We start from the raw sequence: 18,828 nt of genomic DNA, 5'->3' as shown, positions 1-18,828 counted from the left end.
ATGCCGTTGATTTCAAACTATTATGTATACGATTCGCTATTTCATGATAATAGATTCTATACTAGCGAAATACATCTATTACAAACTCCCTTTAACATTTTCGACGATCTCATTTATCGTATTTCGATCAAACTTATCACTAATTTCGTATGACTCACGATCTCCTACTAATTGTACGCCTACAATATCATTGCGATCCTTACCATATTGCACTTCAATAATGGATCCACGCTCTATTTGTTTCCAAATGTAACCTGCTTCATCTTTATTATCTAAAATAATACAGTCCTCAATATTTTCATCAATCCCTATTAACTTGTTGTCATCTATAAATCCAACCTCGTATTGTTGACGTTCTTTCGCTTTGCCACTTACTAATATACCTTTGCTACCATATGAGTAATCCATATAGTCCTTTTTCTCAGATTGTACCGCTTTCGTCTCTTGTGCTTTAGTTTTTTCATCGTTCCCACAACCCACAATTAAACTGATTGGCATCACCGTAGTTAGTACCACTCTAGTAAATTTCTTTATCATTTAGAATCGACCTCACATATTCAATGTAAAACTCCATTTATTACTTTATTAAAGGATAACATGATACTACAGCAAAAACGCCAAAGAGAAAGCATTATTTACATTCCCTCACTATGCGGAGAGCCATACATCCGTATTGTTTCTCTCCCCCTTTTTATCTTCATGTTGTATATTCACAATAATAAATAACTAACTGAATTATTGATAAATGACACAAAGTAGACATCCTACCCACATAAGACTTAAAATTGAGAAGTATGGAAGACATGCTAAAAAATATAGGCTAGATGCTCACAATTAAAATGGTCTTTACATTAAGAAAGGAAGTGCACAGCTTTGGATTTTAAAACAGTTATGCAAGAGCTTGAGGTCCTTGGTAAAGAAAGAACGAAAAAAATATACATATCTAACGGTGCGCACGAGCCAGTTTTCGGCGTAGCTACAGGTGCTATGAAACCAATCGCGAAAAAAATAAAAATAAATCAAGAATTAGCTGAAGAACTTTATGCCACAGGCAACTACGATGCTATGTACTTTGCAGGCATTATTGCCGATCCAAAAGCTATGAATGAGTCTGATTTTGATCGCTGGATAGACGGAGCGTATTTTTATATGTTGTCCGATTATGTAGTAGCAGTAACTTTATCCGAATCAAATATTGCACAAGATGTTGCTGATACATGGATTGCAAGTGGGGACGAGCTTAGAATGTCTGCAGGCTGGAGTTGCTACTGTTGGCTTTTAGGAAATCGCAAAGACAACGAATTTGCCGAAAGCAAAATTGCCGCTATGCTTGAAATGGTGAAAAATACAATCCATGATTCGCCAGAACGAACAAAATCCGCTATGAATAATTTCCTAAACACGGTAGCAATTTCATATGTACCACTACATGAAAAAGCAGTCGAAATCGCAAAAGAGGTTGGTATAGTTGAAATAAAACGTGAAAATAAAAAGAACAGTTTGCTAAATGCTACAGAAAGTATTCAGAAAGAACTTGATAGAGGAAGACTTGGTTTCAAACGTAAGTATGTTAGATGTTAAATGATCAAAAAGGTGTCAATCTTGCTTAGATTGACACCTTTTTGACGAGAAAAACGAATGAACTCCCCTGGAAATTATTCATCCCTTCTTGTACACCTTATGCGTTAAACATTTCTTCATTCAATTTATAAACCCTATCTCTTTTCTCATCACTTTTAACAAAAATAAGCTTTCCTTCTTTAACAAAACCTTCTAATAGTAAGCATACTTCTCCATATGCTTTCGGCTTATTCGTTGTGAATCTTTCATCTGATATTTTTCCAGCTCGTATTAATTGTTCACATAGCTCAAGTGCACTTATTTCTTCAGAATCCATTAATTCCAATATATCTTTTTGCAATGGCGATAAAGGTACTGGTATTTCAGCTACCTCCACTTTTTCTTTTTCGTTTTCTTCTTCAAATAAATCTTCAAATGAAATTTGATTCATTACTCCTTTTCCTTTCTAACGATTAATTTGTATAACATGAACTGAATCCTATAGCATAGTTATTGTTATGTAGTACTTACCTTATTACATAAATATCAAACTCATGTACATCGTTTCATATAGTATGTTTTGATTATACCAAATACATGTTCTATCTTCTATCGTAGATTGAAAAAAGGAGCGTTTTACTGTTCACAAATAGCGAAAAGGAATTTAAATGATTTTGTTGAATGGATTTATAAATACCATTTTTTAAATAGAGATGAATATTTACAGATAGTGAGATTAAGTTGCATGCAGATTAGTAAAATAGTTATTTATTCCATAGAAATTTATGGTAAACAATCATTAATTACATGTTATAATCACGATGTAAACATTAAATTATATTAAATGTTTAGGTTATTCAATTCGTTTCATATAACAAGGGGGTTCACAAATGGGCAGAAAAACAAGTAAAGTTAAAAAGTTTTTAGGCTTCGTACTAACCGCAGCACTAGCAACTACAACGATGGTAGGCACAGTAAATGCAGAAACAACTACGAAAACAAACGTTAATGAAAAAAGCTATACGGTAGTTAGCAATAATGACACTGTATTTACAGATGTACCAAAGGACCACTGGTCAAAAGTTGCTATCGATTACTTAGCATCAGCAGGGATTTATAAGGGATATGGAAATGGGAAATTTGGTTTTGGGGACAATGTTACTAGAGGACAGGTAGCTTCTTTAGTCAATCGACATTTAGGTTTAATAGCAGACGATCAACAGGGAAATATGTTCAGTGACATTACAAATCATATGTTTGAAAAAGATATTAAAGCCATTGCGCAAGCTGGCATTATGAAAGGTGATGGAACAGGAACATTTCGTCCAGATGATGTATTAACTCGGTATGAGATGGCAGTAATATTACAAAAAGCATTTCATTTACAATCAAAAGAACAAGGAAAATTTAAAGACGTACCAAAAGGTCATTGGGCCTATGAATCTGTAAATGCAGTGCGTAGTAACCGTATAGCACAAGGTGACGAATTAGGTAATTTTAACGGTAACATGATTGTGAAGCGTGAGCAGTATGCACAATTTTTCTATAATGCCATAGCAAAAAACAGAGATTATAATTTCAACATTAATACAAAAGAAGAAATGAAACAGATGTTAACAACAGCTTTACAGAATGGGACGTTTGGTCCATTTAAATTAGGTGTATTGGGTAAAGATATATCTGATGTGAAAAATGAATTTGGAGTGCCTGATGTTTGGAAGCAAGCACCATGTACAGAATGTGATGCACCTAACATAGCGGTATACGGCGATTATAATATTGACATGTACCCTTCGGACGCAAGACATATATGGGTAAAAATGGATATAACTATCAATGAATTAAAAGAGTGGTTTGGTGAACCCGATGAAATCGGAGGGGATATGACTAGCGAAGGCTTTATATATAATCGAGGAAGCTATTATCTTTATTTCAGCTTCTCTGATGGTTATATTCAACGCGCTGAAATATCTAATCATGAATATAATTAATAAGTTGCAAACAATATAAATATATAAAGCATAAAAAATCCTTCAAGAACATGCCTTTTCTTGAGGGATTTTATTTTCCCCTATCTATTTAACAAAATCCAAAGCTATAAAACTCCTACTGATTAAAATTTATTTTTCTTGGTGCTCCGCTTCCCATTCACTTAAATACGTTGCATATTCTAATTCATCTGGATCATCATATAACATAGAAATAAACTCTAATTTATTTCCATCACAATCTAGAAAATATACACTTGCAGCTGGCATCCACCTTTGGACAATCGGCTCTTGATTTCCTTTCCCCTGACTTCCTACTACCTCTATTCCACGCTTCTCTAACCATAATTTTGAAGTCTTTAAAAACTTTAAATCTACACGAAAAGCGAAGTGTTTCGTCTCAAACTCTTCATTCGTATGTACTTCCCATAATCCGAGCATTTGTTTTTTATTTTCTCCTATCCAAAAGAACGCAACTCGTCTTTTCAATAGTTTTTTTGCTACTGTTAATCCTAACTTATTTTGATAGAAATCTATCGCCTTTTCTAAATTTCTTACATGCAAATGAGTTTCATATATGCTTTGTATCATTATATATTTCCCCCTCCTCTACATTCTAATTTTTCAAAGTATATTTTGTTTTTATCATACAAATAAACATATTTTTAAGCATCCTACTTTTGTATAATTTTTCTTTCCTACAAAGGTATAAGTATACGTCGTCCAGCTTTCTCATTCATGTCCCAGTCCGGAATTCAATTCAATGAAACTGGTGAAGTTTTATTCCCCCCACACTAATCATGCCTTTATGGACAACTGGCTCTCACCTACTTTCCTCCCATTAGAAGTTTTACTGCCCACAAATAGCAGGATAAAAATTCTATTTACATTCATAAATTTTTATAATGTAATAAGATTAACATCTTAATAATAGAGGAGGAACCATTCTGGATAAAACCAACGTTATGGCTTATTTTAGTGCAACGGGTGATATATTCCCTGTTGAAGCAATTACTGACGCCCTAAATATTGAGCCTACAAGAACTTATAAAAAAGGTGATGTTGTTGCAAGACGTGATAATCCGAATCTTGTATCCACCAAAACCCTATATAGAAAAGAAACGGATTGGACTTTCAGCACTGGATACCAAGAGTCCTACGATATAAATAATCAGTTGCATATTATTCTAAAATCCCTTGAAGGAAAAACAGAACAATTAAAACATCTCAAGAAAAAATATAGTTTAGAATTTCTTTTTATGATAGTGATTCAAGTGGAGAATAACGAATCACCCGCAATGTATTTACAAAAAGAGATTATTAATTTTGCTTGTTCCATTCAAGCAGAAATTCATTTTGATCTATATATTTAATATAAATAAAAACGCTATTGATATTGAAATCAACAGCGTTTTCTTATGTGAATATATGTTTTATCTTGCTTGTACCCAAAAGCAATTTCTTTTTATATTACTTCTTACTTCAATTTCCCCTCAAAAACAATTTTCCTACCGCACGGTTCAACTTCTGTTTTGCCATTTTTCTTCACTTCATGAAAGATTGGCTCTTCCATGCGACGTGATGGTGCGTAGCCTTCTTGTTCCATACGTGCTAAGCAGTCTGTAATTGTTTCGTTTTCGAGTACTTCAAATTTCTTTTTATTAGGTTGTTTTGTCATGCCCTAACCTACTTTCTATTTTTCTTGATGCGAATTGATTCTTCATGTAGATCATATATACCATTGCGAGAATTCCTATTATAATCATAACTGCAATAAAAAAGCTTGTATACTGTATTTTTTCTATAAATACGCCTCCTAATACAGGTCCCATAATACTTCCTAAACTGAATGCGATTCCAGATAATATATTACCCGCTGGGAGTAAATGTCTCGGTAATAAATCTGTCATAAATCCAAGACCTAATGAGAAGCACGATCCAATGACCATACCAGCTAACAGCATACAGGCAAAGACGATCCAGTAATATTGATCAAATACTGCTGCAAATAGGAAAATACCCGTACTTACGCTGAACGTCCACGTTAAAATACGATCTCTTCCGTATTTATCACTCAATATACCGAGCGGGATTTGTGTAATAATGCCCCCAACTGCAAACGCTGGTAATAAGAAGGATACTTCTGAAACAGACCATCCTTTTCGAAGCGCGTATACTGGTAAGTTACTGTTTAACATTGCTTCCAGTACGCCATATGCAAGTGGTCCCAGCAGTGCAATCCATCCTAATCCAACAACTTGTTTATAACGAGAAAATGATGACTCACGCTTCACTTCTCTTTCATCTTGCGCCGGGAATGCATTTTTCGTTGGCAGTAATAATAGCCAACCTATTAAGCACAGTATAGTGGATATAATAAATGGTGTCGCAAGACCGTACTGCACAGTGCTTGCTAAATACGGACCAACGGCAAAACCAATTCCGAAGAATACACCGTATATCGATACTTGTCTCCCTATTTTACTTGGGTCTGCTGTTGTCGTAATCCATGTTTGAGTTCCGACATGAAGCATATGATCTCCAACTCCAACTAGAAATCTAAGGATAAACCATACCCAGAATGAAAAAGTTTGTGTAAAAAAGAATAATGAAATAATAACGAGAAACCCACCAATAACGATAATTGGCTTCATTCCAAACTTTTGCATCGGTTTTTCAAGAAACGGGGAAATCACTAATATCCCAATGTATAATGCCGTCGCATGAATACCGTTAATACTTGAACTAACCCCTTCTTGTTCAAAAATCATTGCAATAGCCGGTAAGAGCATCCCTTGTGATAAACCTGAGATTGCTACAATCCCAACCATAATCCAAAACGTAAAACGCATTGACATCCTTTCCCTCTCCTTCTCACGCTATCCACCTTTCATTATAAACTGTTTCTTCAAATGCGTGTACGAATATTACCAATAAAAAAGAAGCTAAAAGAATGATTCTTTTAGCTTCTTATCCTTCCCAAACTTGTGCTTTCACATTGTTATGGAATTGCTTGAAATATGGATGTTTATAGAAAGCAGTTTCATACACGTATTGCTGTGCATGAGCAATTGGTGGCTGCGGGTATTCCATTTGTAAAGGAACTACAGCTGGTGAAACTTGCATATACAGCGGATCGATCATTATTTTTGTATATAAGTGATGATTATATGGCGAATGCGCAATTAAGAACGGATGATGCATTGATAATCTCCCCTTTTACCTACAATGTTATAGTATATGCAATACTTATCATTTCGGGGATTATTTCTCTTCTAACCAATCCTCTACATGTTTTATAAATACACCTAAACAATCAATAAACGGCGAATGACCGCAATCCTCTAACACTTTCAACTCTGCATTCGGTAAATGTTTTGCTAATTCCTCACCGACTACTTGCGGTACGACATAATCTCTGTCACCTTGTATGACGAGTGTTGGAGCTTTAATATGATGAATTTGCTTATTTCCCTCTACAACCCCGTTATGTTCATCCGAAATATTAAATGTAATGAGCGCATAATTTACATCTACGAAATTACGCTGCGTTAACATATCGTCTAAATACTTTTCATAACGATCCGGTTCAGGTTGATTATGTGTATATATTAATAGATTCCATACTGTACGGTAATATAATTTATTCATATTTTTTATCGCATCTAGCACTGGAGCAATTTGTACGGGATCTTGTGCGATCTCTTCTTTCGTCTTTACTAAACTTGATACAATCGGTTGCCCGTTAATATCTTTTTTAAAAATTGGATATCCCTTCATGCCTACTGATTCTACTAAAATTAACTTTTCGACAAATATTGGATGATTTGCTGTAAATTGCATCGCAACACCACCGCCCATTGACCAGCCCATTAATGAAAATTTTTCTAGTTTTAATTGATCGATGAATAGTTTTACATCTTCTGCAAAGTCTTGTAATGAATCTATCGATTGATTATATGTTGATTGGCCAAAACCTCTTAAATCAAGAGCGTAAATATGGTATTGATCTTGCAGCTTTTCAATAACTAAATCCCAGTGTTGTGACGATGTCATGTTCCCGTGAATGAGTACAAGAATTTCTGTATTTTGCCTTCCAACTTCCTGATACGCAATCGTTTCTCCGTTCGATAGTGAAACAAACTCCATTGTTGCAGGCTTAATCATCACAAGTTCCCCCATTCTTTTTAATAGAAAGAAAATTCTTTACTTACTTAAAGAATAACACGCAGAATGTATGTTCTCAACTTAAAACCTATACGAAATTTTTACATAAATCAACATGTCTATTACTAGACAATTATAATAAAAAAGTATATAGTTAGCTAGGTAACTAATTTGAAAGGATCTAACTATATGGACGAAAAACAACATTTTTTTCACATTGTCAGCCAGACTTCTCGAAAATTCACAAAGAAATTTAATGAACGCGTATCTCCAACTGGGCTATTTAGTGCACAATGGGCCGTTATTTTTCGCATTAATCAAACCGGTTCTTGTACGCAAACAGAATTATGTCAGTATTTAAATGTTGAATCACCAACGATGACTCGTACGTTAACACGTATGGAGACAATGGGTTGGATTATTCGTACTGAAGGAAAAGATCGCCGTGAGAAGCTCATTTCTTTATCAGAAACAGCGATAAAAATGATTCCGAAATGGCAAGAAGAAGTTGATACTTTTGAAGAAAAGACACTTGAAGGTATTAACGAAGATGAGTTACACCAAGCATTTCAAGTGTTACAACAAATCATTAAAAACTTAGATTAAATTGGAGGGATGACGATGCAAAGTGAGAAACTTTGGACGAAGGATTTCCTCGGAACTTGTTTTAGTAGTCTATTTCTATTCTTAACATTCTATATGCTTATGACTACTTTACCTATCTATGTAATAGACGGCCTAAAAGGAAAACCTGAGGAAATTGGTTTAGTTGCAACTGTTTTTCTTATTTCATCTGTTTTATGTAGACCATTTACAGGAAAATGGCTTGATGAATTAGGGAGAAAGAAAATATTATTTGTTTCACTTTCATTATTTTTAGCTGCTACCGTTATGTATTTCGGTGCGCAAAGTTTATTTTTATTACTTGCCCTTCGCTTCTTACATGGTATTGGGTTCGGTATGGCAACAACAGCCACAGGAACAATTGTAACTGATGTTGCACCAGCTCATAGACGAGGCGAAGCACTTGCCTATTTCGGCGTATTTATGAGTTTGCCGATGGTAATTGGTCCTTTTTTAGGTTTAACAATTATTTCTCATTTTTCATTTACTGTACTATTTATCGTTTGTTCCGTATTTTCATTGCTTGCATTTTTATTAGGACTACTTGTAAATATTCCGCATGAAGTACCAGTGAGCAAACAAAAACGAGAAAAAATGAAATGGAAGGACTTAATTGAACCAGCTTCTATTCCGATCGCTCTGACAGGATTTGTTTTAGCCTTTTCTTATAGTGGTATTTTATCCTTTATTCCTATTTATGCGAAAGAGCTCGGTTTAGGAGAAGTTGCTAGTTACTTCTTTATTTTATACGCACTCGTTGTTGTAATTTCTCGTCCATTTACAGGAAAGATTTTCGATCGCTTCGGTGAAAATGTACTTGTTTACCCAGCTATAATTATTTTCACAATTGGGATGTTCATTTTAAGCCAAGCGCAAACTCCGTTTTGGTTCCTTGGTGCAGGTATGTTAATCGGTTTAGGTTACGGAACATTAATTCCAAGTTTCCAAACGATTGCGATCTCTGCCGCTGCAAACCATCGACGTGGTTCTGCGACAGCTACGTACTTCTCATTCTTTGATAGTGGTCTCGGTTTTGGTTCTTTCATTTTAGGTATCGTCGCAGCGAAATCAAGTTACCATAATATGTATTTCATCGCAGCTATTATCGTTGCATTCACTTTACTTCTCTATTATGGATTACACGGACGAAAACAAAAATTCAAGAAACAACATACAGACGGAAAAGTTTCCGCTTAACATGAATAAGGAAAGTAAACTTCCCCGTTTACTTTCCTTATTTTGTATTTCTTTCAATAGACGCGTATACTAATAGTAGAAATAAAAAGGAGGGACCGATATGAAACTTAAAAAATCTCCCCTACTCTTACTCATAATCACATTTATATTTGTAATTACAGGGCTCGGTTTTACATACTTCAAACATAATAAAACAATCCCATCGAAAAATAACGTGACGAAGAAAAATTGGTTAGATGATCCTTACTTACGTTGGTCGTATACACATATGAAAGAATTCACTTTAATTAACGAGGTGAAAAATAACCCGGATCAAGTATCCCACTTCTCTACCGCATTGCAAAACTTAGATGATTTTGCTGTGGAGCGTAGATTTGGGAATACAACTCCTCTAAAAAAACTTTTAGACGATAATAAAACGGATGCTTTTGTCGTTGTACACAATGGACAACTTGTATACGAACGATATTTCAATGGATATAACGAGAGCGAACCTCATGGCATGGCGTCATTAGCGAAGGTCTTTACCGGGGCAATTATACAATCTCTCGCTGAAGAAAACCGTATTGACTTAGAAAAAACAGCTGACACATATATAAAAGAATTAAAAAACACACCGTTCGGTAATGCCACACTTCAGCAATTATTGGATATGCAAGTTTCTGTAGAATACCCTACTCACGGATATGAACATCCAGCGTTAGAAAATCAAGATGCACAACTATATTTAGCGAGCAATATTTTACCTCGGGGCAAAAACTACGAAGGTCCAATGAAGATTTATGATATGTTACGAGAAGCAGAAGAAACAGCACCGCCTGGTTCCGATTTTTCTTACGATAACGGATCAGCTGAAACACTCGCTTGGGTGATTCGAACGATCACGGGTAAATCATTAGCGGATAATGTTAGCGAGCGCATATGGTCTCAAATTGGTATGGAAGAAAACGCGTATTACGTTACAGATGAAACAAAAGTAGAACAAGCTAGCGCTGGTTTAAATGCAACTGCTAGAGATATGGGTAGATTCGGGCAATTACTATTAAACAACGGGGAATATAATGGAAAACAAATTCTCCCTTCTTCTATTACTGAAGATATACAAAATGTCCAAGAAGGTGAACTTGCAGTTGGCCCTGGGGCTTCCATTTCTTATCATAATCAATGGTGGATTCCGCACAATGACCAAGATGCTTTTGAAGTGTTAGGTAGTTACGGACAAACACTTTACATCGATCCGAAAGCAAATATGGTCATTGTCCACTTCTCTTCTAACGCTACACCAAGTAATGAAATCCATTCAGTTTACTCAAATATGTATATTGATATTGCACATCATTTAGAGAAGCTTCCACAGTAGTGGAAGCTTTTTCTTGTTGGGGTGTTTTATTTGAAGCCACTACCCTTATCAAAGTTATTCATAATTAAATTTTTTATTAGCAATCCAATAATACGTTACGAAAAGTGTCAATAAAATCCAAACTATAGTTAGTAATCCAGTAATTATTGCATTTGAATTTACTACCCCCGTGACTAACGTTTCCATTGCATGTTTACTCATACTAGCTGGATTAACTTGATCTATTATTAGACTCAAACCGACGATTATTCTACAAACTAAAAGAAAAACAATTGAAATTAGCGCAATAATACCTTGACTGTGAAAAATAGTACTTATCATTGTTGTGAAAGATACGATAAAAAGAACCCAAATTAAATAAAATAGTAATCCAGTAATCATGTGCGAAAACGGAACAGCAGTAAAAAGATAGTTTATATATAGATAAGAGATAAAGTACCCAATCATTACACTAAACGCTACCATTATATAATTTGATACTATTTTCCCAGCTATATATGAAGTAACCGTAACAGGTCTTGTTAAAATAAAGGCTAACATACCGTTAGCTTTATCTGCTTGAATGGCACCCATCATAGAGATTACTAGAATCATAAGTCCAAGCTGGTCAAACTGAGACCCCAAAGTACTCGCTAGTACTTCGCCTCCTTGTTGTGCTGCCATACTCGGATCGATGGTAATTCCCTGTCCTCCACCTAATGCCCCCAAAATGGATGGCAAGTAATGCGTTACTATTGGCTGTGTTGCCCCTAAAAATATAAAAACAATTGGTAGCCAAATTACCTTAAAATCACGTAACATTTGAACACATTCTTTTTTTATTAATATCATTAGATTATTCATTTTTGCACCACCAACTTCAAGAAAATTTCTTCTAAAGTATCGTTGCTCATTTCAAATTTAACGATGTCCACTTTATGTTCGAGTGCATTTTGCAGTAACATATTTTTATTTATTTCAATGCTGTCAACCTTCACTTTGACTTTAAGCCCAATTACTTCTACGTCCTTCACATAAGGCAAATTTTTTACAACGTCAATCCACTCTCGATCTTTAGCTGTAATTTCAATGATTAATTTATTTTCGCTATTGCAGTGCAAAAGCTCAGTAATTGTTGTATCTTCTATCTTTGTTCCATCTTTAATCATGACAAATCGTTCACAGATTTCTTCTGCATCACTCAATATATGGGTTGATAATAAAATCGTCGTATCTTTTTTTATTTCTTCAATTAAATTCAATACTTCCCTTCTACCTATTGGATCTAATGCAGATACCGGTTCATCCATGACAATAAGCGAAGGTTTATGTAGTAATGCTTGTGCAATACCGAGTCTTTGTTTCATTCCCCCAGAAAAGGTACTCACCTTTGAACCTTCTACTCCACTTAATCCAACTTTCTCCAAAATTTCTGGTATAGACTTTGACAACACTTCTTTTTTCACCCCTGAAAGTTGCCCCATAAACATAAGAGTTTCTCGCGCCGTCATCCAATGAAAAAAATTAGGGTATTGGGGTAAGTAGCCAATTTCCCTTTTCATTTTTGATATTTTTATCCCATTCAATAACACTTCACCAACATCTGGATTAATAATATCTGAAATCACTTTTATTAATGTAGATTTTCCTGCTCCATTTGGTCCGATTAACCCTACACATTCTCCTGATTGCAGTTCCATCGAGAAAGTATTGACAGCAATTTTTCCTTTAAATGATTTTGTTACATTTCTAATCTCTAATTTCATAATTTCTCACCGTCCTTTCTCCCTATAACAAAGTACAGAATAGGTCCCAATAAGTTAACAAAGATAATAATTAGCGTCCATACAAGTACATTTTTTCTTGTTTTTCTATTTCGGTATAAATCAATTAATGCAATGGAAACTAAAAGTGCCCCGACTACAATAACCGGCAATAAGATTGGGAGAAACGCCATAATATCCATGTCTTTAAGATCATTCCATCCATAATGTAGTTGCATTTTGATCATTCCTTTCTAAACTCATTATCATTATTGATAATGATAAAATAAAAACGGATGGATTGCAATCATTATTCTCATTATTTATAATGAGAATAAATAATGAATAAGGTGATATAGTGAGTAATAAAGTTGAAATCTTAATGCATCCAGTAAGAATGAAAATTTGCCAAGTATTAATGAGAAATAAGGAAGATGGACTAACACCATTAGAAATGGTAAAAATCATTAAAAATGTACCACAAGCAACTCTATATAGACAGCTACAAACTATGGTTGATTCTGGTATCGTCCATGTAATTAACGAAAAAAAGGTAAAATCTGTTTCTGAAAAATATTACGCAATCAATGAAGAAGATGCAAAAATTGAAGGAAGTGAGTGGAAAGGATTATGTGATGATGAAAAGTTAAATTACATTTCCTATTATCAGTTATCACTTATGACACAATATCAAAGTTACCTGAAGAAATTAGAAGAACAAAACAGCCAAGAAGATAAGGCTACTTTTTCTGTAGTAGAATTCCAGCTAGATGATGAACACTTTGGAAAATTTCAAAACGAACTTAACGAATTAATGATTAAGTACTATAATAGCCAAAATAAAGAAAACGAAACAGAGGCTCCGGTTCGGACTGTCGCTATTACAATTATTCCAGAAACGTAAACTACATACCCCTATTTTGCCTGTCTAACTTAGTGCATTCTTCTAAATAAAAGTGAGCTACTCAACACTAACATGTTAAATAGCTCACTTTTTCAATCTAAATTAATACTTTTAATAAAATCAAAATGATTTTCATCAGCTAATTTATCGATATAACCCGTTATATACAGATTTGCTTTAGACACTTCTGTATTTTTAAATTCAGAATAAAAATCAGGAGAAAATGATACTTCCAAAACAACACTATCCCCAGGTTTAATATTTAATTTATTACCTTTCGCTAACACTTTAAATGGATTAGTTGTTTGACCAGATTTCGTTGGGGATTTAGGAAATGAAAACATAACATTATTTTGCGCAATAACATAATCGGTATTATTCGTCATTTTTATTTTATAAGATATTTCAGTGTTCGTATTTGTATTTTTAGAAAGTAATTCATACACTATTCCCTTTTCAATATCTGCTTGTTTAAAAGTAGTATTATTTTTACTAGAACAAGCACTCAAAATAAAAAACAAAACCAATATGATTATTCCACATTTTTTTCATCGATTTATTACCACCTATTAGTAAACACTATATTCTCTTTGAATTGTCATACCATTTGAAACGTACGTAACACTAGTAGTACTAGTACTACTAACTGAAAATCCTGCAATCCCACCACTTACTCCACCTGAATTACTAACTGTTGTAAAAAATTTACCCGTTACTCCCAATGTCACACTAATCGTTGGATATGCCGTTGTCTTCCAAGAATTACTTTGTGCCCAAGTAGCAGAATATTTACCCGCAGAAAGAGAAGAACCAACAGTAGAGCTATTAATTTGTCTAAAAGATCCAGAAGAATAAATTTCAAAACTACCTTCTAAATCAGCTTTAAAACTAGAATTTCCAGAATAAGTTTGTGTCCAAGAAGCTTGCCTCCAAACAACATTACTACTAGCTGCAGCAGTAGGGTTTATTTTACTTAAACTTTGAACAGTTCTAGCAGAAACAAGTTTATCAGCTTCTTTATATGAGATATTTTCATTCTTTGCTACGTTTTTAACATATTGTTCCCTAGTAATATCAATAATTTTAACTCCAGGAATTTCCTCGTTTAATAATAAATTAATTGGTTTTTGTTGTTGAGTAATATCATTTGTAACTAGGGAATCCGCAGAAGCTGGAAAAGCTGATGTGCTTAACATAGCAATCATTAAAGAAGATCCAATAAACAATTTCGTTTTGTTCATTATAACACCTATTTTTTCTAAAATTAAGAATATTAACTACTATTTTACAACTGATATTATTTCAAATCAATAGTTATTTTGAATTCCCTTTGTGTTTTTTGGTGTAAATACTAAACATATATATGCTATAGTAGTACATTCGCAATAATCTTGCTCTTATTTTCTCTACTTGTATAATTATCTTATTTTTCAGTATATTAAAGGTAATCCCAAAAACAACCTCGAATAATTGTAATACATATACATAAGGAGGTTGATCTATTTTGTTTCGTTCTTTTACAAATGGTTGCGTCGCCTTAGTACAACGTTTCTTGCCAGAGCCGTTTATTTTATCATGTTTATTAACTGTTTTTGTTATCTTCTTCGGCATGTTTGCAACGCACCAAACACCTGTGGAAATGATTAATCATTGGGGTAATGGAATTTGGGGACTTCTCGCCTTTTCTATGCAAATGGCACTTGTACTCGTGACAGGATCTGCTTTAGCAAACGCGCCTCTTATTAAAAAAGGATTAACGAAAGCGGCAAAACTACCGAAAACGAATGGACAAGGTATTATTGCCATTTCAATCGTAAGTTTACTAGGGGCATACATAAACTGGGGATTTGGTATTGTTGTATCTGTTTTATATGCAAAAGAAGTGGCAAGGCAGCTTGAAGGATTAGATTATAGACTTGCAATTGCTTCTTCTTACTCTGGATTTCTCATTTGGCATGCGGGGCTTTCTGCTTCTATTCCTCTTACGTTAGCAACTGGCGGAGAAACGTTAATTAAAACGACAGCTGGCAGTATTAAAGAAGCCATTCCAATAACAGAAACGCTATTCTCACCATACGCACTCGTTCCAGTTATTATTTTTCTCGTTACAATGCCTCTCATTAATAAAGCGATGCATCCAGATGAAAAACATACGATAACGGTAGATCCTAGCGTATTTCATGAAGAAGCTACCGCTCAAGAAGTAGGAAACAATACATTCGCTGAAAAAATGGAAAATAGTATCATTATTACACTTTGCGTTGGAGTGTTAGGTCTCATTTATATTTTCAATTACTTTTATACGAAAGGCTTTAACCTTACGCTAGACATCGTTATTTTTATGTTATTAATTGCTGGACTTATTTTTCACCGCACTCCGATTCAATATATTCGTGCCTTTTCAGACTCTACGAAAAGTGCTTCTGGCATTTTACTTCAATTTCCGTTTTATGCTGGAATTATGGGAATGATGATTGGAGCAAATAGTGAAGGACTTTCACTTGGAGGAGCTATTTCTAATTTCTTTATTAGCATTTCAAACGAAACGACTTTCCCGCTCTTTACCTTTTTAAGTGCTGGCATCGTTAATATTTTCGTTCCATCTGGTGGCGGTCAATGGGCTGTGCAAGCACCCATTATGATTCCAGCTGGCGCTGAACTTGGTGTACCTGCTGCAAAAACAGCAATGGCAATTGCATGGGGCGATGCTTGGACGAATTTGATTCAACCATTCTGGGCATTACCGGCATTAGCGATAGCTGGTTTAGGTGCTCGTGATATTATGGGATTTTGCGTTGTTAACTTACTATATGCAGGATTTATCATCAGTCTATGTTTCCTATTTATTTAAACGAAAAGCTAGTTTTATACTAGCTTTTTTACATAATAAATCACTTATTTCCCACGCAATTTATTACGACCTCCCACTTTATATCCGTAAGATATAACGCCTCAAATGCAAAAAAGTCTTCACATACTTTTTCAATTAAATGTGGATTGTTTTTAAGGAAATTCCACTGTAATGCTTTAGGAAGAAAATATGTATCATATTCTTTACTTCCTTTTACTACCTCATCCACTTCTCTTTCACAAATCCCTCTTATTAAGTAATCATTTCTTAATTGTATTTGAATTTGTTGAAACATTTCACTACAGTTCTTCAATTGGACTAAGCAATTAATATATGTACGAAAAAGTTCGTTATCATAATTGCAACACTTTATTATACGTTCGATTTCATTCATAATGTACGAGCCTTTTCTTCTATTTGTAATAACCACTTTTCCCGCTTCTCTCGTTTACTCGTTTTCACAGATTGAAAAACAGATCGTTTTATATCGCGAATGCCGCAAAAACGTAACACACCTCTTTTCATCATAATCCAATCCGCTGATCTATATAGTAGTGCGACGTACCATAACGGTGAATCTAACGTATTAATCACCCACGCTTTCTTCCCTTTCAATAATCCTTTCGGCAGGGCTCCTTCATATTTATAAGCAAATCCAGCAACGAAAATGCGATCGATAAACCCTTTTAAAATAGCAGGCATCCCCCACCACCATATCGGATATATAAAGAGAAGCGTATCTGCTTCTTCCACTAACGTTCTGTACCGAGCTGTCTCTTCTTCATTTACTAAATCACGTCTTTTCTTCTCTTCATTAAATACAAGGACTGGATCAAATTGTTCTTTATATAAATCAAGTACCGTAACCGAATGATCTGTTTCTTGTAATCCTTTTTGCACATGCTTTAAAATCGCCGCGTTAAAACTGGAAGGACTGGGATGAGCGTATACAATTAGTACATTCACTACAAAACAACTCCCTCTATAAGTTAAAGTTTCCCCTTCTTTAACATCTTCTCTACAATTTGCACGTTTTTGGAGCTTTGTAATAAACGGTTTAATACTGTAAGTAACTCTTCCTTTTCTAAATTTTTCAGTTTCTCTTTTACCGTACTTTCACCAGTGCCTTGAATATCATAAACAACTGCCGCCATATGTTTACAATAGTTTTCATATGGACACTCGCAGCTACTTTCTGTAAAATCTTCAAGATCAATAATCACTTCATAGTTTCCTGCATTTCCAGTAACGAAAGCAAATATTTTCTTGTCTTGTATTTCAACATCTTCTACATGTCCCTCTTCATAATATTCATAGCCTTTATCCATAATGTACTTAGGAATCCATTTCGTTATATCATGTAATAAGTAAGCGTACATAACAACACCTCTTCCTTTAATTCCCTTTTGACTTCCAAACCTGCGCATGTTATTCTAATAACTGTCAAATAGCAAGTCTATATGACAAAACGACTGACACCTATTCGGCGGAGGTGTCTCTTTTCATTTGCAGCCGATATGAAGTGCCTCTTTCAGGCACATTCAATCTTTGACACTACACACTCAACACCATTCCCTTGTATCAGGCTGCTTAAGCAGTCTTTTACTCTACATACTTCAAAAAAAAGAGAGCCTAGCTCCCTTTTCCCGCCTTATAAAATACCCCTTTTTCAGTATAGAGATATTCATCAGCTAATGTAATTTTCCCATCCAGTTTCAGTTCATCTAATAGTCTTGATAAATAAAATTGATGTAACATCTTTTTCGTGAATTTTCCTTCATGATGCGAAACGATATGTTCTTGAATATCTAACAATGATATTGGCTTATCTTGCTCTATCATATATTCATAAACTGTACTACGCAGTTTTACGTATTTTTCGAGTGTCACAGTACTTCGCAACCCCTTTCTTCTTAATATAAATTTTCGTAATCGGTTTTTTTGCAACAAAAAAACCTCTCCGATAAGAAGAAGTTACGTATATATCTTCGTCTTATCTCCCAGAACAAATATGTTCTGCTGGAATTAGCACCTGCATCGCGGTTGCTGGGTTTCATCGGGCCAGTCCCTCCACCTCTCTGGATAAGAAAATATTCACTTAATTCTTACTATACGTAATTTCATTTTAATTGTCAAACAAATATAACAAATAATATTTTCTTCTTTACTGCTCATACTATACATATATGAATATGCAAGGAGGATTATGAAATGCACGAAAATGCTCGCGGATATGTACAAGATTCATTTCAATCATTACAAGAAGCAAAACATTGTTTAGAAGCAGCACTACAGACTGTGGAAAAAGATTTTAATCGCGCACGTATTGAACAATCCCTTTATGCGATCGAACAAGCTATTCAACGTTGTGATTACACGGTTCACATTTTAGAACAAGATTGAAAAAGCTTCCCATCATAAGGTGGGAAGCTTTT

25 protein-coding genes and 1 riboswitch are annotated in these 18,828 nt (G+C 34.5%); of the genes, 9 read left to right on the top strand and 16 right to left on the bottom strand.

Translation table 11 applies throughout. The annotated features are described in order from the left end of the window. Positions 1-78: 78 nt before the first annotated feature. Positions 79-537, bottom strand: a complete 459-nt coding sequence (locus AABL52_RS11160) for a hypothetical protein (protein WP_341519387.1) — start codon at positions 535-537, stop codon at positions 79-81. Between the two features lie 336 nt (positions 538-873). On the opposite strand from AABL52_RS11160, the gene AABL52_RS11155 reads away from it, so the two are divergent. Next, a complete protein-coding gene (locus AABL52_RS11155) occupies positions 874-1,581 on the top strand; it encodes a DNA alkylation repair protein (RefSeq protein ID WP_000346357.1) in 708 nt (235 codons plus the stop codon). Positions 1,582-1,678: 97 nt separating this feature from the next. Here the strand turns inward: AABL52_RS11155 and AABL52_RS11150 are convergent, their stop codons facing one another. Then, positions 1,679-2,011 (bottom strand): DUF3895 domain-containing protein, encoded by a 333-nt coding sequence (locus tag AABL52_RS11150; RefSeq protein WP_073515641.1) that lies wholly within the window; start codon positions 2,009-2,011, stop codon positions 1,679-1,681. A gap of 439 nt (positions 2,012-2,450) precedes the next feature. Here AABL52_RS11150 and AABL52_RS11145 point away from each other — a divergent pair, with 439 nt between their 5' ends. Further along, positions 2,451-3,551, top strand: a complete 1,101-nt coding sequence (locus tag AABL52_RS11145) for an S-layer homology domain-containing protein (protein ID WP_341519386.1) — start codon at positions 2,451-2,453, stop codon at positions 3,549-3,551. A gap of 129 nt (positions 3,552-3,680) precedes the next feature. Here the strand turns inward: AABL52_RS11145 and AABL52_RS11140 are convergent, their stop codons facing one another. Beyond that, on the bottom strand, positions 3,681-4,139 hold the full coding sequence (locus AABL52_RS11140; protein ID WP_341519385.1) for a VOC family protein: 459 nt from the start codon (positions 4,137-4,139) through the stop codon (positions 3,681-3,683). Between the two features lie 374 nt (positions 4,140-4,513). Between AABL52_RS11140 and AABL52_RS11135 the strand changes: the two genes are divergently transcribed. Continuing rightward, the gene (locus AABL52_RS11135) at positions 4,514-4,921 is read left to right on the top strand and encodes a DUF4279 domain-containing protein (protein WP_341519384.1); all 408 of its coding nucleotides are present in this window, start codon (positions 4,514-4,516) and stop codon (positions 4,919-4,921) included. A 104-nt stretch (positions 4,922-5,025) separates the two neighbouring features. Here AABL52_RS11135 and AABL52_RS11130 read toward each other — a convergent pair whose 3' ends face one another. The 4 genes from AABL52_RS11130 to AABL52_RS11115 form a co-directional block, all read right to left on the bottom strand. After that, positions 5,026-5,226: an NETI motif-containing protein gene (locus tag AABL52_RS11130; protein ID WP_000166305.1), complete on the bottom strand. Its 201-nt coding sequence runs from the start codon at positions 5,224-5,226 to the stop codon at positions 5,026-5,028. Continuing rightward, on the bottom strand, positions 5,210-6,406 hold the full coding sequence (locus AABL52_RS11125) for an MFS transporter (protein ID WP_341519383.1): 1,197 nt from the start codon (positions 6,404-6,406) through the stop codon (positions 5,210-5,212). Before AABL52_RS11125 ends, AABL52_RS11130 begins: the two co-directional genes overlap by 17 nt. A gap of 112 nt (positions 6,407-6,518) precedes the next feature. Continuing rightward, the gene (locus AABL52_RS11120; protein ID WP_341519382.1) at positions 6,519-6,752 is read right to left on the bottom strand and encodes a hypothetical protein; all 234 of its coding nucleotides are present in this window, start codon (positions 6,750-6,752) and stop codon (positions 6,519-6,521) included. A 60-nt stretch (positions 6,753-6,812) separates the two neighbouring features. Then, a complete protein-coding gene (locus AABL52_RS11115; protein WP_340420500.1) occupies positions 6,813-7,730 on the bottom strand; it encodes an alpha/beta fold hydrolase in 918 nt (305 codons plus the stop codon). A gap of 174 nt (positions 7,731-7,904) precedes the next feature. On the opposite strand from AABL52_RS11115, the gene AABL52_RS11110 reads away from it, so the two are divergent. The 3 genes from AABL52_RS11110 to AABL52_RS11100 all read left to right on the top strand — a co-directional run bounded on the left by AABL52_RS11110 (position 7,905) and on the right by AABL52_RS11100 (position 10,896). After that, a complete protein-coding gene (locus AABL52_RS11110; RefSeq protein ID WP_063261470.1) occupies positions 7,905-8,321 on the top strand; it encodes a MarR family winged helix-turn-helix transcriptional regulator in 417 nt (138 codons plus the stop codon). Positions 8,322-8,336: 15 nt separating this feature from the next. Then, positions 8,337-9,536, top strand: coding sequence for an MFS transporter (locus AABL52_RS11105; RefSeq protein ID WP_341519381.1), 1,200 nt, complete (start codon positions 8,337-8,339; stop codon positions 9,534-9,536). A gap of 100 nt (positions 9,537-9,636) precedes the next feature. Further along, positions 9,637-10,896, top strand: a complete 1,260-nt coding sequence (locus tag AABL52_RS11100; protein ID WP_340420501.1) for a serine hydrolase domain-containing protein — start codon at positions 9,637-9,639, stop codon at positions 10,894-10,896. A 54-nt stretch (positions 10,897-10,950) separates the two neighbouring features. Here AABL52_RS11100 and AABL52_RS11095 read toward each other — a convergent pair whose 3' ends face one another. The 3 genes from AABL52_RS11095 to AABL52_RS11085 are packed head-to-tail and all read right to left on the bottom strand — an operon-like array spanning position 10,951 to position 12,877. Then, positions 10,951-11,739 (bottom strand): ABC transporter permease, encoded by a 789-nt coding sequence (locus tag AABL52_RS11095; protein WP_341519380.1) that lies wholly within the window; start codon positions 11,737-11,739, stop codon positions 10,951-10,953. Further along, positions 11,736-12,641, bottom strand: coding sequence for an ABC transporter ATP-binding protein (locus AABL52_RS11090; RefSeq protein ID WP_341519379.1), 906 nt, complete (start codon positions 12,639-12,641; stop codon positions 11,736-11,738). The genes AABL52_RS11095 and AABL52_RS11090 overlap by 4 nt, the downstream gene beginning before the upstream one ends. Then, the gene (locus AABL52_RS11085) at positions 12,638-12,877 is read right to left on the bottom strand and encodes a PLD nuclease N-terminal domain-containing protein (RefSeq protein ID WP_001175974.1); all 240 of its coding nucleotides are present in this window, start codon (positions 12,875-12,877) and stop codon (positions 12,638-12,640) included. Before AABL52_RS11085 ends, AABL52_RS11090 begins: the two co-directional genes overlap by 4 nt. A 119-nt stretch (positions 12,878-12,996) precedes the next feature. Between AABL52_RS11085 and AABL52_RS11080 the strand changes: the two genes are divergently transcribed. Then, entirely contained in the window at positions 12,997-13,542 is a 546-nt protein-coding gene (locus tag AABL52_RS11080) for a transcriptional regulator (protein ID WP_097843107.1), read from the top strand. A 92-nt stretch (positions 13,543-13,634) separates the two neighbouring features. Here AABL52_RS11080 and AABL52_RS11075 read toward each other — a convergent pair whose 3' ends face one another. Continuing rightward, a complete protein-coding gene (locus AABL52_RS11075; RefSeq protein WP_000242421.1) occupies positions 13,635-14,069 on the bottom strand; it encodes a hypothetical protein in 435 nt (144 codons plus the stop codon). Positions 14,070-14,111: 42 nt separating this feature from the next. After that, the gene (locus AABL52_RS11070; protein ID WP_341519378.1) at positions 14,112-14,783 is read right to left on the bottom strand and encodes a hypothetical protein; all 672 of its coding nucleotides are present in this window, start codon (positions 14,781-14,783) and stop codon (positions 14,112-14,114) included. A 263-nt stretch (positions 14,784-15,046) separates the two neighbouring features. Here AABL52_RS11070 and AABL52_RS11065 point away from each other — a divergent pair, with 263 nt between their 5' ends. Beyond that, positions 15,047-16,393, top strand: a complete 1,347-nt coding sequence (locus AABL52_RS11065) for a short-chain fatty acid transporter (protein ID WP_341519377.1) — start codon at positions 15,047-15,049, stop codon at positions 16,391-16,393. 40 nt (positions 16,394-16,433) lie between these two features. Here the strand turns inward: AABL52_RS11065 and AABL52_RS11060 are convergent, their stop codons facing one another. From AABL52_RS11060 to AABL52_RS11045, 4 genes are all read right to left on the bottom strand, one after another. Further along, positions 16,434-16,787: a group-specific protein gene (locus AABL52_RS11060; protein ID WP_341519376.1), complete on the bottom strand. Its 354-nt coding sequence runs from the start codon at positions 16,785-16,787 to the stop codon at positions 16,434-16,436. Continuing rightward, positions 16,784-17,359: an NAD(P)H-dependent oxidoreductase gene (locus tag AABL52_RS11055; protein WP_341519375.1), complete on the bottom strand. Its 576-nt coding sequence runs from the start codon at positions 17,357-17,359 to the stop codon at positions 16,784-16,786. The genes AABL52_RS11060 and AABL52_RS11055 overlap by 4 nt, the downstream gene beginning before the upstream one ends. Before the next feature lie 23 nt (positions 17,360-17,382). Beyond that, on the bottom strand, positions 17,383-17,820 hold the full coding sequence (locus AABL52_RS11050; protein WP_341519374.1) for an SWIM zinc finger family protein: 438 nt from the start codon (positions 17,818-17,820) through the stop codon (positions 17,383-17,385). Between the two features lie 205 nt (positions 17,821-18,025). Continuing rightward, entirely contained in the window at positions 18,026-18,343 is a 318-nt protein-coding gene (locus AABL52_RS11045; protein WP_002096439.1) for a hypothetical protein, read from the bottom strand. A gap of 40 nt (positions 18,344-18,383) precedes the next feature. Continuing rightward, a riboswitch (SAM riboswitch) is annotated at positions 18,384-18,482 on the bottom strand. Positions 18,483-18,604: 122 nt separating this feature from the next. Between AABL52_RS11045 and AABL52_RS11040 the strand changes: the two genes are divergently transcribed. Continuing rightward, positions 18,605-18,796 (top strand): hypothetical protein, encoded by a 192-nt coding sequence (locus AABL52_RS11040; RefSeq protein WP_000544998.1) that lies wholly within the window; start codon positions 18,605-18,607, stop codon positions 18,794-18,796. Positions 18,797-18,828 lie beyond the last annotated feature (32 nt).

The organism is Bacillus paramobilis, from assembly GCF_038096195.1.
In the GTDB taxonomy this organism is placed as follows: domain Bacteria; phylum Bacillota; class Bacilli; order Bacillales; family Bacillaceae_G; genus Bacillus_A; species Bacillus_A mobilis.
Note: the sequence above shows the minus strand (reverse complement) of the source record. Positions and strands in the feature narration are given on the sequence as shown.

Bases quoted from the DNA above. Each gene is read 5' to 3' on its own strand.
- AABL52_RS11160 (WP_341519387.1), bottom strand. From the start codon at position 537: ATGATAAAGAAATTTACTAGAGTGGTACTAACTACGGTGATGCCAATC.
- AABL52_RS11150 (WP_073515641.1), bottom strand. From the start codon at position 2,011: ATGAATCAAATTTCATTTGAAGATTTATTTGAAGAAGAAAACGAAAAA.
- AABL52_RS11145 (WP_341519386.1), top strand. From the start codon at position 2,451: ATGGGCAGAAAAACAAGTAAAGTTAAAAAGTTTTTAGGCTTCGTACTA.
- AABL52_RS11140 (WP_341519385.1), bottom strand. From the start codon at position 4,139: ATGATACAAAGCATATATGAAACTCATTTGCATGTAAGAAATTTAGAA.
- AABL52_RS11135 (WP_341519384.1), top strand. From the start codon at position 4,514: ATGGCTTATTTTAGTGCAACGGGTGATATATTCCCTGTTGAAGCAATT.
- AABL52_RS11130 (WP_000166305.1), bottom strand. From the start codon at position 5,226: ATGACAAAACAACCTAATAAAAAGAAATTTGAAGTACTCGAAAACGAA.
- AABL52_RS11125 (WP_341519383.1), bottom strand. From the start codon at position 6,406: ATGTCAATGCGTTTTACGTTTTGGATTATGGTTGGGATTGTAGCAATC.
- AABL52_RS11120 (WP_341519382.1), bottom strand. From the start codon at position 6,752: ATGCATCATCCGTTCTTAATTGCGCATTCGCCATATAATCATCACTTA.
- AABL52_RS11115 (WP_340420500.1), bottom strand. From the start codon at position 7,730: ATGGGGGAACTTGTGATGATTAAGCCTGCAACAATGGAGTTTGTTTCA.
- AABL52_RS11110 (WP_063261470.1), top strand. From the start codon at position 7,905: ATGGACGAAAAACAACATTTTTTTCACATTGTCAGCCAGACTTCTCGA.
- AABL52_RS11105 (WP_341519381.1), top strand. From the start codon at position 8,337: ATGCAAAGTGAGAAACTTTGGACGAAGGATTTCCTCGGAACTTGTTTT.
- AABL52_RS11100 (WP_340420501.1), top strand. From the start codon at position 9,637: ATGAAACTTAAAAAATCTCCCCTACTCTTACTCATAATCACATTTATA.
- AABL52_RS11095 (WP_341519380.1), bottom strand. From the start codon at position 11,739: ATGAATAATCTAATGATATTAATAAAAAAAGAATGTGTTCAAATGTTA.
- AABL52_RS11090 (WP_341519379.1), bottom strand. From the start codon at position 12,641: ATGAAATTAGAGATTAGAAATGTAACAAAATCATTTAAAGGAAAAATT.
- AABL52_RS11085 (WP_001175974.1), bottom strand. From the start codon at position 12,877: ATGCAACTACATTATGGATGGAATGATCTTAAAGACATGGATATTATG.
- AABL52_RS11070 (WP_341519378.1), bottom strand. From the start codon at position 14,783: ATGAACAAAACGAAATTGTTTATTGGATCTTCTTTAATGATTGCTATG.
- AABL52_RS11060 (WP_341519376.1), bottom strand. From the start codon at position 16,787: ATGAATGAAATCGAACGTATAATAAAGTGTTGCAATTATGATAACGAA.
- AABL52_RS11050 (WP_341519374.1), bottom strand. From the start codon at position 17,820: ATGCGCAGGTTTGGAAGTCAAAAGGGAATTAAAGGAAGAGGTGTTGTT.
- AABL52_RS11040 (WP_000544998.1), top strand. From the start codon at position 18,605: ATGCACGAAAATGCTCGCGGATATGTACAAGATTCATTTCAATCATTA.